The sequence below is a fragment of the Erwinia sp. BNK-24-b genome, assembly GCF_047456155.1.
GTDB lineage: Bacteria > Pseudomonadota > Gammaproteobacteria > Enterobacterales > Enterobacteriaceae > Erwinia > Erwinia phyllosphaerae.
On sequence record NZ_CP179901.1, the window covers coordinates 4,464,605 to 4,480,204 of the forward strand.

Annotated in this window: 13 protein-coding genes; 5 read left to right on the forward strand and 8 right to left on the reverse strand. The window is 52.7% G+C overall.

Annotation, left to right across the window (positions count from 1 at the left end; translation table 11 throughout):
- Positions 1 to 182: 182 nt before the first annotated feature.
- Complete coding sequence (gene azuC, locus ACMGGR_RS20585; protein ID WP_414149008.1) at positions 183 to 260, reverse strand: stress response protein AzuC; 78 nt, start codon at positions 258 to 260, stop codon at positions 183 to 185.
- A 151-nt stretch (positions 261 to 411) separates the two neighbouring features.
- The gene (gene mntP / locus ACMGGR_RS20590) at positions 412 to 978 is read right to left on the reverse strand and encodes a manganese efflux pump MntP (protein WP_246760202.1); all 567 of its coding nucleotides are present in this window, start codon (positions 976 to 978) and stop codon (positions 412 to 414) included.
- Between the two features lie 338 nt (positions 979 to 1,316).
- Between mntP and ACMGGR_RS20595 the strand changes: the two genes are divergently transcribed.
- Positions 1,317 to 1,559, forward strand: coding sequence for a DUF1158 family protein (locus ACMGGR_RS20595; RefSeq protein WP_414147754.1), 243 nt, complete (start codon positions 1,317 to 1,319; stop codon positions 1,557 to 1,559).
- Positions 1,560 to 1,607: 48 nt separating this feature from the next.
- Here the strand turns inward: ACMGGR_RS20595 and mgtA are convergent, their stop codons facing one another.
- Complete coding sequence (gene mgtA, locus ACMGGR_RS20600; RefSeq protein ID WP_414149009.1) at positions 1,608 to 4,301, reverse strand: magnesium-translocating P-type ATPase; 2,694 nt, start codon at positions 4,299 to 4,301, stop codon at positions 1,608 to 1,610.
- A gap of 567 nt (positions 4,302 to 4,868) precedes the next feature.
- On the opposite strand from mgtA, the gene ACMGGR_RS20605 reads away from it, so the two are divergent.
- On the forward strand, positions 4,869 to 6,317 hold the full coding sequence (locus ACMGGR_RS20605) for an alpha/beta hydrolase (RefSeq protein ID WP_246760205.1): 1,449 nt from the start codon (positions 4,869 to 4,871) through the stop codon (positions 6,315 to 6,317).
- A 147-nt stretch (positions 6,318 to 6,464) separates the two neighbouring features.
- On the opposite strand, the gene ACMGGR_RS20610 is transcribed toward ACMGGR_RS20605, so the two are convergent.
- Entirely contained in the window at positions 6,465 to 6,824 is a 360-nt protein-coding gene (locus ACMGGR_RS20610) for an efflux RND transporter permease subunit (RefSeq protein WP_414147755.1), read from the reverse strand.
- 109 nt (positions 6,825 to 6,933) lie between these two features.
- The gene (locus tag ACMGGR_RS20615; protein WP_246760207.1) at positions 6,934 to 7,092 is read right to left on the reverse strand and encodes a hypothetical protein; all 159 of its coding nucleotides are present in this window, start codon (positions 7,090 to 7,092) and stop codon (positions 6,934 to 6,936) included.
- A 160-nt stretch (positions 7,093 to 7,252) separates the two neighbouring features.
- Between ACMGGR_RS20615 and ACMGGR_RS20620 the strand changes: the two genes are divergently transcribed.
- Entirely contained in the window at positions 7,253 to 8,581 is a 1,329-nt protein-coding gene (locus tag ACMGGR_RS20620) for an MFS transporter (protein WP_246760208.1), read from the forward strand.
- 325 nt (positions 8,582 to 8,906) lie between these two features.
- Here the strand turns inward: ACMGGR_RS20620 and ACMGGR_RS20625 are convergent, their stop codons facing one another.
- Together ACMGGR_RS20625 and pdeH are read right to left on the reverse strand one after the other, a co-directional pair.
- Positions 8,907 to 10,967: an AsmA family protein gene (locus ACMGGR_RS20625; protein WP_246760209.1), complete on the reverse strand. Its 2,061-nt coding sequence runs from the start codon at positions 10,965 to 10,967 to the stop codon at positions 8,907 to 8,909.
- Between the two features lie 60 nt (positions 10,968 to 11,027).
- Positions 11,028 to 11,801 carry a cyclic-guanylate-specific phosphodiesterase gene (gene pdeH / locus ACMGGR_RS20630; RefSeq protein ID WP_246760210.1) on the reverse strand — a complete coding sequence of 258 codons (774 nt, stop codon included), beginning with the start codon at positions 11,799 to 11,801 and terminating at the stop codon, positions 11,028 to 11,030.
- A gap of 206 nt (positions 11,802 to 12,007) precedes the next feature.
- On the opposite strand from pdeH, the gene ACMGGR_RS20635 reads away from it, so the two are divergent.
- Positions 12,008 to 12,934 (forward strand): sugar kinase, encoded by a 927-nt coding sequence (locus tag ACMGGR_RS20635; RefSeq protein WP_246760211.1) that lies wholly within the window; start codon positions 12,008 to 12,010, stop codon positions 12,932 to 12,934.
- Between the two features lie 128 nt (positions 12,935 to 13,062).
- On the opposite strand, the gene ACMGGR_RS20640 is transcribed toward ACMGGR_RS20635, so the two are convergent.
- Positions 13,063 to 13,992, reverse strand: a complete 930-nt coding sequence (locus tag ACMGGR_RS20640; protein WP_246760212.1) for an Rpn family recombination-promoting nuclease/putative transposase — start codon at positions 13,990 to 13,992, stop codon at positions 13,063 to 13,065.
- Positions 13,993 to 14,663: 671 nt separating this feature from the next.
- Between ACMGGR_RS20640 and ACMGGR_RS20645 the strand changes: the two genes are divergently transcribed.
- Positions 14,664 to 15,539, forward strand: coding sequence for an alpha/beta hydrolase (locus tag ACMGGR_RS20645; RefSeq protein ID WP_246760213.1), 876 nt, complete (start codon positions 14,664 to 14,666; stop codon positions 15,537 to 15,539).
- Positions 15,540 to 15,600 lie beyond the last annotated feature (61 nt).

Below are 15,600 nucleotides of genomic sequence, written 5' to 3' on the forward strand. Positions count from 1 at the left end.
AAACCGATAGCAGGCGAGAATAAATCAGGCAGACAGGGAGTAAGCATTACCAGCCAAGCAGAGAAAACATTATCAGTCAGACAGAGAGCGGGATACGAAGCGAGACGATCTACAGCGAAGCGGGAGTGATAACCATCGGTCTTTCCCTGACCGCGGCTATCGAGGGTTTCTGGCCAGCACCATTAATACATGGCGCCTGGCGGTACGTGTTTGAAGGTTTCAACATAGCTACGGAACACGTACTTAAAAATCTTTTTCATCACTTCACCTGGTTAAACTTTTATTGAAAAACGCAAAAAAATTATACAAGAAGAGCAAATTCCAGGCAAATAATTTTGAAACAGATCACAAAATCAGCGCAATTATGGCGAAAGAAACGTAAACAGAAGCTAAACGACCTGCCCACAAAAGTTACAGCAGACCCAGATGCTCTACCAGGATGCTGGTGCCAATACCAATCAGCACGACACCACCGAAAATCTCGGCCCATTTCCCCATCACCGGTCCCAGAAAGCGGCCCAGTAAAATGCCGGCTGAAGCCATAATCATGGTAGAAGCACCGATCGCCAGCGCGGTCGTTACAATATTAACCTGCAAGAAGGCCAGACCCACGCCAACCGCCATAGCATCCAGGCTGGTTGCTACCGCCGTCGTGGCCAGTACCCAAAAACCATGACGTTCCGGCGCTTCACAAACTTCATCTTTTTTACGGAAGCCCTCAACGATCATGCGCGCGCCAAGAACAAACAGCAGCGTAAAAGCAACCCAGTGATCCCATGCCATCACATAGCGGCTGGCGGCAATGCCTACGGCCCAGCCAATCAGCGGCGTCAGCGCCTCAATGACGCCAAAGATTAAGCCCGTACGCAGCGCTTCTTTCAGGCCGGGACGCTGCAGGCTTGCGCCTTTACCGATCGCGGCGGCAAAAGCGTCCATCGACATACCAAAGGCCAGGATAAGGGTTGCATATAGATTCATTGTGGTTATACCCATCTGACGGTTATCTCACCGCTCAGACATCAAAAGAGCTGTTTTAGTCGAAAAAATAAGCGCGACAGGCGCAATGTGGGTGCATCCTACCACGACATTTGAAAATAAAAAAGACAATAAAATCATGTGTTTAAGTATAGCCTTGGCTATACTTTTTAACGAATGCTAATTTCGCCTTAAAAACAGACTGAAAAACTCTAAAGGAATTACTGGTTTATCTTATTCATCCTTTCAGCTACCAGGGGATTAAGCGGCGCTATGGCTTAAGGTTGAACCCGTCAGCGGTTTACCGGAAAATGGCGGCTCCTGAGCTAAATGGAACCGCCATGAACAATCCTTTTGTGACCTTTTTAATGCCGATGAGCACGCTGATGCTGGGTTTCCTTTCCGCACTGCTGCTGCCCGCGCCCTGGTTCGGCCTTGCCCTGACCTACAAACTTATGGCGATGTTCCATCTACATGACGTCAACCAGCTTTATACGCTGGTCTTCTGCCTGTGGTTTTTGCTGCTGGGCGCGGTTGAATACTTTGTTATCCGTCTTGTTTACGTGCGCTTTTTCAAGGTGTAAAAAAGGCGGACCTGTTGTCCGCCTGAATTTATTGCCCGTTTTGCCTTTTTAAAACCACTGACCAAAACGGCGGATATAGATGTGCTTCATTCCCTGAGCCACGACGCAATAGCCAAACAGCGTTGCCACCAGCCATGGGAAGTAAGACCACGGCAGCGGCACCAGTCCGACAGTACTGCCCAACGGTGAAAACGGAATGTAGATCCCCAGCGCCATCACCAGGCCGGTCATTACCATCACCGGCAGGGCTGCGCGGCTTTGAATAAACGGAATCTTTTGCGTACGCAGCAGATGCACGACCAACGTTTGCGACAGCAGCCCTTCAACAAACCAGCCGGACTGAAACAGCGCCTGATGCTCGACGCTGTTAGCAGCGAAAACGTGCCACATCACTAAAAAAGTCGTGATATCAAACAGCGAAGAGGTTGGCCCCATCCACAGCATAAAGCGGCCGATATTTTTTGCGTCCCACTTACGCGGCTTGCGCAAAAACTCTTTATCCATTTTGTCCCAGGGCAACGCCAGCTGGGAAAGGTCATACATCAGGTTCTGAATCAGCAAATGAATAGCCAGCATCGGTAAAAAAGGAATAAAAGCGCTGGCGACCAGCACGGAAAAAACGTTACCGAAGTTGGAGCTGGCGGTCATATTTAAATATTTGATGATATTACCGAAGGTCTCGCGGCCTTTAATAACCCCCTGCTCCAGCACCAGCAGATTTTTTTCGAGCAGAATAATATCGGCAGACTCTTTGGCGATATCCGTGGCGCTATCAACAGAAATGCCGATATCCGCGTCCCGCAGCGCGGGCGCGTCGTTAATGCCGTCGCCCAAAAATCCTACGGTGTGGCCGTTCTGCTGCAATATCTGTAGCACGCGCGATTTTTGCTGTGGCGTCAGGCGGCAAAAAATCGTGCGCGACTCGACCAGCCCGGCCAGCTCCTTATCATCCAGCCGCTCAATATCGCTGCCGCACAGCGGTTCGCCAGGCGCCAGCCCCACGTCACGGCAGATCTTGCTGGTAATAGTGGCGTTATCACCGGTCAGTACTTTCACCGTGACGCCATGCTCGTGCAGCGCGGCAATTGCTTCTCTGGCGCTCTCTTTAGGCGGATCGAGAAAAGTTAGCAGGCCGCAAAGCGTCAGATCCCGCTCGTCGTCTTTATGCAGCGGCAGCGACAAAGGCGTATCGCCCAGCTCTCTTTCGCCTACCATCAATACGCGGAAACCTTGCTGATTCCAGCCTTCAGCCTGCGCAAGCCACTGCTGACGCGCGGCTTCATCCAGCGGACGCCGTTCGTTACCGTCCAGCCAGTGAGTCGCGACCGACAGCATCTCTTCTACCGCACCTTTGCAAATTAACTTTTGCTGGTTATTGCCATCGGCAACCACCACAGAGAGGCGGCGGCGCTCAAAATCAAACGGCAGCTCGTCGATTTTCCGATAGCGCCACAGGCCGCTGACCGCTTTACTCCCGTGGCTGAAGCTGAGGATCGCTTTATCCATCAGATTTTTGACGCCGGTTTGATGGCGGCTGTTCAGCCAGGCGAGCTGTAAAACATGTTCGTTGTCCTGACCGTGCACGTCCAGATGATGCTCCAGAATAATGCGGTCCTGCGTCAGGGTGCCGGTTTTATCGGTACAAAGTACATCCATCGCGCCAAAGTTCTGAATGGCATTCAAGCGCTTAACCACGACTTTACGCTTTGCCATGGCAATAGCGCCTTTTGCAAGGTTAGAGCTGACAATCATCGGCAGCATTTCCGGCGTCAGGCCAACCGCAACGGCCAGCGCAAACATCAGCGCGTCCGTCCAGTCGCCCTTGGTAAAGCCGTTAATAAACAGCACCACGGGCACCATCACCAGCATAAAACGGATTAGCAGCCAGCTGACGCTGTTCACACCGCGATCGAAAGCCGTCTGTGGTCGACTACCGACCAGGGATTTGGCCAGCGAGCCAAACCAGGTATGGCTACCGGTTGCCACCACCACCGCCGTGGCTGTGCCGCTGGCGACGTTGGTGCCCATCAGGCAAATATCAGGCTTATTCAGTAACTCTTCTTCGTCCGTCGCCGCTCTCCCCTCCGCCTGCGGATCGTATTTTTCAACAGGAACCGCTTCACCGCTGAGCGAGGCCTGGCTGACAAACAGATCGCGTGAAGAGAGAAGACGAACATCCGCCGGGATCATATCGCCGGCTGACAGGAAGATAACGTCGCCCGGGACCACTTCCTGCAGGGCAATTTCCATTTTGACCGGCTGACTACTTTCGCTGCCGCGACGCATCACCGTAGCGGTCGTGCGCACCAGAGATTTCAACGCTTCCGCAGCTTTATTAGTACGATACTCTTGCCAGAAACGCAGCACGCCGCTCAGCGTCACCATCACCACCATGATAATAACGCCGGTCAGATCGGTCTCTTCGCCATGGCGCAACGGCAGCAGGTAGTCAGTAAAAAAGCTAATGGTCGCCAGCGCCATCAGTACCCAGATAAAGGGATTATTAAAAGCCTGTGCCAGCTGGACCAACGCATGCGGCGCTTTTTCAGTGGCTACCTGATTTTTGCCATATTCTTCCAGCCGCCCGGCGGCCTCGTTGAGGGTTAGCCCGTTGCGCTGTACGTTAAGGCGGGCCAGGGTGCTGTCCAGACTCTGCCTGGCTTCGCGAGCGATAGCCAGATCGCAGGCGTGTTTGATGTTGGCGTTTTTCATTTGCCGAATCCTTAATTTATTTTTATTCAGGCGCGGGGAAAGAGTCCTGCGCGCTGGAAAATTGTTTATTTCGGGATTGGGCGAGGCGGGGAAGAAGAAAAGAGAAAGATTACGGGAAGCTTGCGCTCCTTACTCTGCCTGTTTGCCATCGCCCGTCGCTGGTCGGAGGTTCTTTCATTGTTAATCCTTGCCCGGCGGCTGCGCGGGGAGAAAATGAAATACGGGGAGGTCATTCAGGACACTGCCCGCCGGGTTTCGGCAAGCAGACTGCGGAGTTAGCTTGCCTTGTTTAATTGTTTAAAACGTAAAGGGTGACTGTCCAATTTTTGGCTCCGTAGGAAAAATCGCCGTCACTATAATCCCGGCAGGTGGGGAAGTAAACGCAAAATAAGCCGCTTAGAATAGTCAGGTAAATTAATAATAAATGTTAATAATCAATATATTAGAAGTACCACCTGCCATTTTTCATCCTAAACCGTTTCTCAACGTTTTGTATTTAGCGCGCTTGTCGACGAACGGACGCGAAATAATGTCGTTTAATGCTAACTGCCTGATCCACTCTATACTCTCAGCGAACCGGGCCGGAAAGGATTGATCATGTTACAACGCACCAGATTTTGGCTGCGGCGCATAGCGATACTGTTGACGATAGTCTTGCTGGTATTGCTAACGCTGCGTGTTGCCATGACCGAACGTGGGCCGGCACTTCAGCTGTGGCATACGTGGCTGCCCGATGAGCTTAGCGACAGCGAGATGGATAACACCGACTGGGCTGGTTATCTGCAAAACGAACAGCAAATTTTCGTGCAGATGAAGCGCAACGTCAGCGACAAAATTCAGGACAGCAGCGGGGAAACCTACAACCGCTACGCGGAGAACAGTCCGGTCTATCCGGGCCATTTTGCTACCGACTGGAACCGTTCTTATCAGCTTCTGCCAAAAGGAAAACCACGCGGTGCGGTTGTCCTGCTGCACGGCCTGACGGATTCGCCCTATAGCCTGCGCCATTTTGCCGTCGACTATCAGCAAAAAGGTTATGTGGTGGTGGCAATACGCTTGCCGGGTCACGGCACCGTACCCGCCGCGCTGACGCAGACGGAATGGGAAGACTGGATGGCGGCGACAAGACTGGCCGTACGTGAAGCGCATCGACGCATTCCTGCTGGCGCACCGCTGCAAATCATGGGCTTTTCCAATGGCGGCGCGCTGGCGATGAAATATGCGCTGGATGCGCTGGAAGACCCGGCACTGCCTGCGCCCGGTCGCCTGATTTTGATTTCGCCGATGATCGGCGTCAGCAGCTATGCCCGTTATGCAGGACTGGCCGGGCTGCCCTCGCTGCTGCCTGCGTTTGCACAATCGGCGTGGCTAAGTATTTTGCCGGAGTTTAATCCCTTTAAATACAACTCCTTTCCGGTAAAAGCCGCTCGCCAGTCGTGGCTATTAACCCGCGCATTACAAAGCCAGCTGCATCGGGAACAGGATAGTCATTTACTCAATAAGTTACCGCCGGTGCTGACGTTCCAGTCGGTGGCCGACGCGACGGTCAGCACGCCCGCAGTCGTGCGTGGACTCTATAATTTACTGCCTGCTAACGGCAGCGAACTGGTGCTGTTTGACGTCAACAAATCCGTGCGTCTTTCTCCACTAATGCGTCCCGGGGCTCTGCACGCGGCGGACAATCTGTTGCCGCCCCCGCCCCGCAACTACAGGGTCACGCTGGTGACGGATGCCACCCCAGGTAGCAGCGCCGCCGTCGCGCAAACCACGCCTTCAGGTTCGACTATCACCACCAGCGTGCCGCTGGGACTAAGCTATCCGCCAGACGTTTATTCCCTTTCACACGTTGCGCTGCCCTTTCCGCCTGATGATTCGCTCTATGGCCGCCAGCCTGAGCATCCTGGTGAATTTGGCGTTAGCTTTGGCATGCTGACGCCACGCGGCGAACGTTCGGTGCTGATGGTCAGTCTGGATATGCTGATGCGCCAGTCTTCCAACCCTTTCTGGCCGTGGATGCGGCAGCGCGTTGATCAGACGCTGCAATAAGCCCGTCGTCGGAGCAGCGCCGGTTTTTATTTCTCTGGCGTTTCTCCGGCATTTCTCCGGCGTTTCTCCGGCGTTTCTCCGGCGCAATCTTATCTCTGTCCCAGGCCGCCGATGCTAGAAAGATAGCAATTAGCCTTCGCATGTTGTTTAGCGGCCATAATCACCTATTTTCATCACGTCTTCGAACGCCGGATTCTTATTGATGACCTTGTACATCTGCTCCATCACCTGCTGCGTGATGGGTAAGACCGCGCTATCCGGGAGCTGAACGCTAATCAGCAGATAGCCTTCCTCTTCCTGAGCCACAAAACCGCCGGTTAACTGCTGATAGCCAAACCAGGTAACGGCCCCTGCGGCCAGCATAACGATCGCAGTAGTAGCCGCATAGCGATTGATTTTTGTGCTCACCCACCCGTAGCCGTCACGCCATCGCCTGACAAGCAACAAAGGTAAATAGCGCGTTAGCGCACGAGGACTTATTGATAGCATCCGGACGACACCTTGCATTCAGGAAACGTAAACAGAACAAGTTTAATTACCGTTGCCTGTTGCGGGCTGTTTTCGATCACGGAAAGGTTACATGGCGTCAGGAAAAACGTCTTGATTTAAGGATGATTTAGTCTGCACTGCGATGATGGGTAATCGCTTCTGGCAACTGGGAAAAAGCGATATGGATAGCGTAAAATCTGGCACCCTGCGCAAATAACAGACAAAACCAGGCATTTTTACCTGAGACGATACTTTTTATTAGCCCTTTCTTAGTGAATATTGCCATAAAAAGCCCTTTTCCCCTCGCTATCAGCCAGCAATGACGACATCTCACGAACGATCCTCTTTTCCGGCGCCAGGGCACGCCGCTGCTGGCTTTTCGGCATTGAACGTGCGGGATCCAATGCGTAAGATTATTTTTCACGTATTACAAATAAGAAACAATTATGCAAGCCTCCATCGCACCAACGCTCGACGCCGACAACGATACCCAGCCCGTAAATTCACGCGGTAAAGTGCTGGTCGCTTCGCTGGTCGGCACCGCTATCGAATTTTTTGATTTCTATATCTACGCCACTGCGGCAGTGATCGTTTTTCCGCATATTTTCTTTCCACAGGGAGACGCCACCGTTGCCACCCTACAGTCGCTGGCCACTTTTGCCATCGCCTTCGTTGCGCGGCCGATCGGCTCGGCGCTGTTTGGCCATTTTGGCGATCGCGCTGGCCGCAAAGTCACGCTGGTGGCTTCGCTGCTGACGATGGGAATCTCTACCGTAGTCATTGGCCTGCTGCCGGGATATAGCACTATCGGCGTTTTTGCCCCGATGCTGCTTGCGCTGGCGCGTTTTGGCCAGGGGCTGGGACTGGGTGGTGAATGGGGCGGCGCGGCGCTGCTGGCTACCGAAAATGCACCGGCAAAAAAACGCGCGCTTTATGGCTCCTTCCCGCAGCTTGGCGCACCCATCGGTTTCTTTTTCGCTAACGGGACTTTTCTGCTGCTTTCCTGGCTGCTGACCGACGAGCAGTTTATGCAGTGGGGCTGGCGCGTGCCTTTTATTCTCTCTGCGGTGCTGGTGCTGATTGGCCTGTACGTTCGTGTTTCACTGAACGAATCGCCGGTTTTCGCGAAGGTAAAAAAAGAGAAGAAACAGGTAAAAGTGCCTATCGGCACGCTGCTGTCAAAGCATCTGAAAGCCACCATTCTGGGGACGTTCATCATGCTGGCAACCTATACGCTGTTTTACATCATGACCGTTTACTCAATGAGTTATGGCACCGCGCCTGCACCAGACGGCCTTGGATTCCCACGTAATACCATGCTGTGGATGCTGATGCTGGCGGTGCTGGGCTTTGGCGTTATGGTGCCGATTGCCGGGCTGCTGGCGGATCGCTTCGGCCGTCGTAAGACTATGATAGTTATTACGCTGATGATTATCGTTTTTGCGCTGGTTTTCCCTTTCATGCTCGGATCCGGTAATGAGCTGCTGGTGATGGCGTTTCTGCTGTGCGGACTAAGCGTGATGGGACTGACCTTTGGCCCTATGGGCGCGCTGCTGCCGGAGCTGTTTCCAACCGAGGTCCGCTATACCGGCGCGTCGTTCTCTTATAATCTGTCGTCGATTCTTGGGGCTTCCGTTGCGCCCTATATCGCGGCCTGGCTGGCACATACCTACGGGCTGTTTTACGTTGGCGTTTACCTTGCGGCAATGGCTTGCCTGACGCTGTTTGCTCTGCTTGCCAGCCGGGAAACCCAACACGAATCGCTGTTCGACTGATAGCGCAAAAATATTAAAGGCGCACTGGCTGGTAACCGGAGCGCCTTAATTACGTTTTACCGACTATTTTTTCTCGTAATCACTCGCATCACTGCGACGATGATTTCGACGACCAGCCTGATAATGGTCAGGATCGTTATCATCCGCTTTTCTTTTCGGAAAAAGGAAGCGGCGGGTTTTACTTGCACACTGCAATTTTGCAAGTAACCTTGCCTTTGTTGGGGATTGCTTGCCTTCCTTTCAGGAACGTAGCGTTAAGCGATGCAAAAAAAATCCGGCACGATGGCCGGATTTTTACGTCAGCAGTAAAGTGCCTGCCTCATTTTTACTTTTTCATTTCCCGCAGTACGTTAACGCACTCATTTTTTTCATTGTCGCTGGGTGAAATCAGCGCCAGCAGCGCGGCGGCAGGTGCAACTACCGTTCCCAGCGCGGCCGCGGCAACGCCACGAGCAATCAACGGCCCGGCTTTTACGCCTGCATCCGGATTTTTAAATGTGCCTTTCACATAAAGCGGCGAACGCAACGTGACGATTCGCATACCTTTGCTGTCAGGATCGATCGACAGATCCATACGCTCATTAGCAAAGTTGGTGGTTCCGCTGATGTTGATTACCGCGTTTTCCGTATCGAACACGAAGAGTTTGGTTGAAGCCAGCCCGTTTTCGATATTTAAATCGGCGGCCGCACAGTTGATACGCACCTCGTCGTCACCAAACAGCTTGCCGACTACATAGTTACCGACGTTAAGCCCAACGATTTCCATCAGGTTGCGGCTAATCACGCCGTCGTTCATTAACAACTTCAGGCTACCGTTGCTGGTTGCCAGAATATCGGCAACGGAATTCCCTGTTCCGCTTAGCGTGGCGTCGCCGTTGATCTGCCCCATGCTGCTTTGCATCGACTGCACGCCAGGGAAAAGCTGTTTAAGCTTGAGATTACGTGCATGAAGATCGGCCCGAGCGCGCATAGGCGTATGGTCGCCTTCCATATGAATAGTAGAGTTAAGGTTGCCGCCAGCTACACCAAAACGTAGCGGATCGAGCAGCAAATCACCGTTTTTCAGTACCAGATGCGTATAAAGATCGCTGACAGGTAAAGAATCACTGTGTTCGATACGTTTGCCGCTAAACTTCACGTCGGCATCCATCACGTCCCAGCTTTTGGTATCAAACTTATCGTGCGGCAGGACGCGGTCGGCAGGCTGGCTGGCCGAATCGCCTCTTTCCGACTTCGCTTTCGCCGTTTTTGCGCTGCCCTTGCCGGAATTAACGCCAATCAGCGGCCCAAGATCGGCCATACGCAGCTGCCGGGATTCCAGCGAACCTTCCAGCTTCGGACGCGGTTTGCTCTGACTGTAGGTTAGTGAGCCGCGAATATCGCTGTCGCCAATATGCCCGTTAAAATCGTTATAGTGGAAAACCGGGCCGCCTTTCTGCTGAAAGCGCGCAATCAGGTGCCCATCGGTTTCGTAGGGAGGTGTATCCGGCAGCAGGATACCGGTCAGACCGTACAGATTGGCCAGCGTATCGCCGGAAAAGCGCAGCCGGATATCCAGCCCGCCCAGGTTCATAGGATCCTGTAAACTACCGGCCACCTGCACCCGGGTCGTGCCGTTATGTACGTCCGCCTGAACAGGGAAAGGATTGGTTTTACTACGCAGCGACAGCATGCCGCCAATTTTACCGTCTCCGGTTAGCTTCTCGCCGTTGTAAGTGCCCACGGCTTTCCAGCCAAAGACAAAATCGGACGCGCCTTTCTGCCCCGCTTTATCCTTGCCGCCAGCAACCTGCTCATAGGGAACCGGTTTGCCCAGCGGATCGACCGTAACCTGTACATCCGCTTTATTGATGGCGTCGCGATAGCCAATTTTGCCCTGGTCGAAGAGGACGTTATCAAGGCGAAAGCTCCAGGCCGAAGGCTGCTGGTTTGCCGCAGCGTTATCGCTGGCAGCCAGATCGAACGTCCAGTTGTTTTTACCTTCGGCAGTTTGAATCAGGCGCGCGTTCGGCTGCTGTAGTTTGATCCACGGTAAAAAAACTTCTTTATGCAGCAGCGCCAGCGGCGACAGGGTCGCATCCACGCGCTGCAGATGTACCATCGTGACATCGGCAATAGCCGGAGGATTCCCCAGCATAATATCTTCAGCATGCACATGCGGCCACGGTACCCAGCTGCGCCAGCCCGGCTCGTCGCGGTTACGTTCCCAGGCAACGCCCAGATCGCCACGAATGGCAAAAGGACGATTCAGCTCCGCTGAAACTTTCTGATTAATAGTCGGCTTGAGGCGATTCCAGTTAAATGTGGCGATAATGATGACTAATGCCACGATCAGCAACAAAAAAACCCCGATAATCCAACTAATTACTTTTCCCGTGCGCGACACTTGTTATCTCCTTACTCGCTTCGTCTTCTGTAAAGATAGACGAGGGGAAGGAAAAGGGGATCACGCCAGCGTCAACGGCAGTGCCTCCAGCTGATCAAAAGGCAAAGGCCTGGCAAAATAGTAGCCCTGAGCTGCGCAGGCAAAAGAGTTCTGCACCTGGGTCCACTCTTCAAGCGTTTCCACGCCTTCCACGATGACGCCTTTGCAGTAGCGATTGATCAATGCCAGCAGCATATTAAACAGGCTGCGGCCTTCTTCCGATTTCCTTAACAGGATAAACAGCTCGCGCGCCAGCTTAATGTAATCGTACTTAAGCTCGGAAAGCGCTGAAAAATTAGCCAGACCCGAACCGAAATCGTCCAGCCACAGCGGCCCCAATTCCGGCATCTGTGCAACCAGCTCTTCCTGCGGTAAGACATGATGTTCCACCAGCTCAAAACGTACCCACGGAGAACGGGCGATTAGCTGGCGTACCGCCGGGTTGTGTTGTACAGCCTGAAGCGTCGGTCCATCAATATTGACCGAGGCGACGACGTCGCTATCGATAAATTTTGTTTTCCACGTTTCCAACAGCTCCAGCTGTTCACGAATAATCAGCATCCGCTCCGTGGTATCAAGCGCAGCAAAATAGGACTCCGGCGATAATCTTTGGCCCGGCGCGGCAGGATGAAAAACCGCAGTGAGCAACTCAATTGCCATCAGGCTGCCGGTTACCCGGTAGATAGGCTGAAACGTATAGGTGCGCTGGCACTCTCGCCAGTAAGAATGCTCCTCTTGCTGCTGTTTCACGACAATTGAAGGAGAAAGCCGGTGTCTGATGTTCTTCAGCACCATGTTGAAATCCTTAATTCAATGGGGGACCGCGTTGGATAAGGTCTCTGCATGGGTTATCGGCATGCGGCTGCATAACTTTAAAACGTTCTTTACCACGGGCTCTGTTGCTGGCGTCACCTCTACAAAATTAAAACAGTGTTTTAAAAACATTGACTGCGGCTGACGGCACAGCGAAACTGGGGTCAAAACGTAGCGAGCGGATAATCATGAACAGAATAAATATCGCCGTTATTGGCGAATGTATGATTGAACTTTCTCAGAAAGAAAACGGACTGAACCGGGGTTTTGGCGGCGACACGCTGAATACGGCAGTATACCTTGCGCGGCAGAACAGCAGCCTGTCGGTAAATTACGTGACCGCCCTGGGTACGGATAGCTTCAGCGATGAAATGATCGCGGCCTGGCAGCAGGAAAATATCCATACATCGCTGATCCAGCAAATGGAAAACAAATTACCGGGTCTGTATGTCATAGAAACCGACGCGCAGGGCGAACGTACATTTTACTACTGGCGCAATGACGCTGCCGCGCGCTACTGGCTGGAAAGCGACAGGGCAGATGAAATCTGCCAGCAGCTGGCCCATTTTGACTATCTCTACCTGAGCGGCATCAGTCTGGCAATCCTGACGCCATCGGGTCGGGATAAGCTCATGGCACTGCTGGTTGCCTGTCGCCGTAACGGCGGCAAAATCATATTCGACAATAACTATCGTCCACGCCTCTGGCCTTCTATAACGGATGCGCAGGCTGCTTATGCCGCCATGCTGGCCTGTACGGATATTGCTTTTCTGACGCTGGACGACGAACAGCTGCTGTGGGGAGAAAACCCCGTGGATAAGGTGATTGCCAGAACGCATGCGGCGGGCGTAGCGGAAGTGGTTATCAAACGCGGCGCGGAATCCTGCCTGGTATCGCTGGCCGACCAGCCGGTAATTGAAGTTCCTGCTATGCGTTTACCGCCCAACCGCATTGTGGACACGACCGCAGCCGGTGACTCTTTTAGCGCGGGTTATCTGGCCGTTCGCCTTGGCGGCGGCAACGTGCAGGAAGCCGCCAGACGAGGCCACCTGACGGCCAGCACGGTTATTCAGCATCGCGGCGCAATTATTCCTCTTTCTGCCATGCCTGATTAACTTTCACAGGCAACTGTTTCTCTTCTCGCCATGCCTGATTAACTTTCAGCAGCAGTTATTTCATCCGGCCTGGTGAACCTTCAGGCAAGCCGCAGCACCGTCAGAGCGCTGCGGTTTTTTAAGGCAGATTAATGCGCGATTTGCGTGAGCTTTTCTGCTGAAATCCCTGTGATCTGTTGCACGATGGCAAAGTTCAACCCCTCTTCCAGCATCCGGGCAGCGATTCTGGCCGCTTCTTCCTCGCGACCACGCTGGGCACCCAGCAGAATGCCTTTTTCTATGCCTTTTTTTATGCCTGTTTGTTCCAGTTGTTCTGCAATAGTCATCAGCTTCTCTCCATGTTGCGGTACTTTTTGCACAAGTTGGCGTATTAAGGCGGCGGCGTCTGCCGTTTCGCCGGCTTGGACGATATAGTTTACCAGCGATACTACCTGCTCTTTTGTCAGATGACCAGCCAGCAGCAAAGTTGCCAGCCTGTCGGTTAATTCGGCCAGATCGCGCTGGTGAATATGCTTTTGCAGCAGCGTCAGCGCGGCCATACTGCGATGCTGCATAATCTCGTCATCGGGAATAGCGGTCACATCAACCAGGGGAAAATCGCGGCTGTATACCTGTTTCGCCAGATCGGGGCGCGAAAAATTTTCTAACCAGTTGGTTGAGTAAGGATAAGGCCTGCGTTTTCCGGCATAAAACAGCACGGGGATCACCAGCGGCAGTTTTGTGTGGCCGGCATCAAGATGGCGCTGCATAGCGGCAATCGCATAGCGCATAAGCCTGAACGCCATCTGCTTGTCCGGGCTGCTCTGATGTTCAATCAACACATGGATATAGCCTTCGCCTGCTGACGTCTTCAGGCTATAAAGCACATCGCTGTAGTAAGGACGCAGATCGTCCTCAATAAAGCTGCCTGACATTAGCCTGAGCGTGTTCAAATCGCAGAGCGCCCGCAGGTCGGCAGGCAGATGCAGCAGGATAAAATCCCTGGCCGTAGCCGTCGTGGTTAAAAACTGTTTGAAAGCGGCATCGTGCGGCGTCGGTACACTATTTTTCTTTTTCATCAACCCTGACCCAGAAAAATTTGGCATAGTGCCGTGAGTAATCAACTTCCTCCCTGAACAAGTCCGGACTCTACAACAGGCGACGTTAATAACGAACAGGCAAAACTGGATTGCCCAGCACTGCTCGAAAAAATTAATGGTTCCATGAGGGTGGCTTACATAAAAGTGTGAGAAAGGCAGGAAAAGCCGACCATTAGCTGCTCCAGCCGGAGGAAATTATAAAAGCAGAGGCGTTCAACCAGTCTATTTACAATGCGCGGTGTCGTGATTGACTTCGATAAATTTGCCTAAAGGCAGAATATAAATCTGTGCAAAAAAACTTTAAGCGCTATGTAAAATAAAAACCTAATCAATGCACTTAATTTGCATTAAGAGAAAGCCTCAAGACAGATGAATATCTTTCCCTTTACTGTTAAAGAAATCAGACAGATAACAACATGAGGACTTATTTTAAAACAATCAAATAAACAGCTTAAAGTAAAATTAAAGCTCTCAGTGCGAAGATACAAACATAATTATAATAGTGGCAAAATTCTGAAATCCTTTAAATCCATTTTAAACTCTGGACGTTACGTTTATAAATCGGCGATCCTGTATTCTTACAAAAAGATAAAACCTGATATTTTTTCAGGCTTACCTATACTTTTATAAAATGTTGCTCAGGAGCGCTTATGAACACCGAAATAATTAATATCTGGCCTCAAGGCGACGCTCCTGGCGCCAGTGATTCTCGCGTCCGTCCACAAATTGTCGATCTGGCAAAAGAGTATGAGCCTTTCGACCGCGCCGCTTCCGGCGTACGCTGCCCGGAACTCGCTTTCTGGTATCCGGAAACGTCTAACGGCGTTACGCTGCTGGTTGCGCCCGGCGGCGGTTTTGAACGCATTATGATCGATAAAGAAGGCAGCGCGCTGGCGATGTTTTTTACCGCTATGGGCTACACGCTGGCGGTGATGACCTATCGTTTTCCTCAGGACGGCCACCATGAAGCGGCCGATGCACCGCTGGCGGATGCCCAGCGCGCCGTACGTGTTCTGCGCCACCGCGCTGCACGCGGTCTGAACGGTAAGCGCATCGTGATGATGGGCTTCTCCGCTGGCGGTTACGTAGCGGCCAGCGCAGGAACGCGCTTTGCCGAAAAACTTTATCCCGTGCAGGATATCGCCGATTCTCTCGCCGCCAAACCGGATGCTCTGGTACTGCTTTATCCGGTCATCAGCATGCGTGAAGGTCTGGCGCACGCCGGTTCGCGGCTGCGACTGCTGGGCGAATGCCCAACCCAGCGCGAAATCGATGCTTATTCGCTGGAAACCCGCGTTACGGAGCAGACGCCGCAAACGCTGTTAATTCATGCGGTAAACGATGAGTCAGTGCCCATTAACAACAGCATGATGATGTTCAGCGCGCTGCGGGAACATGGCGTCCCCAGCGAGCTGCACTTCTATGAGAAAGGCGGTCACGGCTTTGGCATCCGCAACGTCGCCGATCTGCCGCTCGCCAGCTGGCCGATGCTGGTCAACGAATGGTTACGCGCGCGCAAATGGTAACACGAGCGGCGCGCTTTTCGTCTTAGCAACAGGCGCATAACCTTTTCGTTAAGCTGTCGGG

Bases quoted from the DNA above. Each gene is read 5' to 3' on its own strand.
- azuC (WP_414149008.1), bottom strand. From the start codon at position 260: ATGAAAAAGATTTTTAAGTACGTGTTCCGTAGCTATGTTGAAACCTTC.
- mntP (WP_246760202.1), bottom strand. From the start codon at position 978: ATGAATCTATATGCAACCCTTATCCTGGCCTTTGGTATGTCGATGGAC.
- ACMGGR_RS20595 (WP_414147754.1), top strand. From the start codon at position 1,317: ATGAACAATCCTTTTGTGACCTTTTTAATGCCGATGAGCACGCTGATG.
- ACMGGR_RS20605 (WP_246760205.1), top strand. From the start codon at position 4,869: ATGTTACAACGCACCAGATTTTGGCTGCGGCGCATAGCGATACTGTTG.
- ACMGGR_RS20610 (WP_414147755.1), bottom strand. From the start codon at position 6,824: ATGCAAGGTGTCGTCCGGATGCTATCAATAAGTCCTCGTGCGCTAACG.
- ACMGGR_RS20615 (WP_246760207.1), bottom strand. From the start codon at position 7,092: ATGGCAATATTCACTAAGAAAGGGCTAATAAAAAGTATCGTCTCAGGT.
- ACMGGR_RS20620 (WP_246760208.1), top strand. From the start codon at position 7,253: ATGCAAGCCTCCATCGCACCAACGCTCGACGCCGACAACGATACCCAG.
- pdeH (WP_246760210.1), bottom strand. From the start codon at position 11,801: ATGGTGCTGAAGAACATCAGACACCGGCTTTCTCCTTCAATTGTCGTG.
- ACMGGR_RS20635 (WP_246760211.1), top strand. From the start codon at position 12,008: ATGAACAGAATAAATATCGCCGTTATTGGCGAATGTATGATTGAACTT.
- ACMGGR_RS20640 (WP_246760212.1), bottom strand. From the start codon at position 13,992: ATGAAAAAGAAAAATAGTGTACCGACGCCGCACGATGCCGCTTTCAAA.
- ACMGGR_RS20645 (WP_246760213.1), top strand. From the start codon at position 14,664: ATGAACACCGAAATAATTAATATCTGGCCTCAAGGCGACGCTCCTGGC.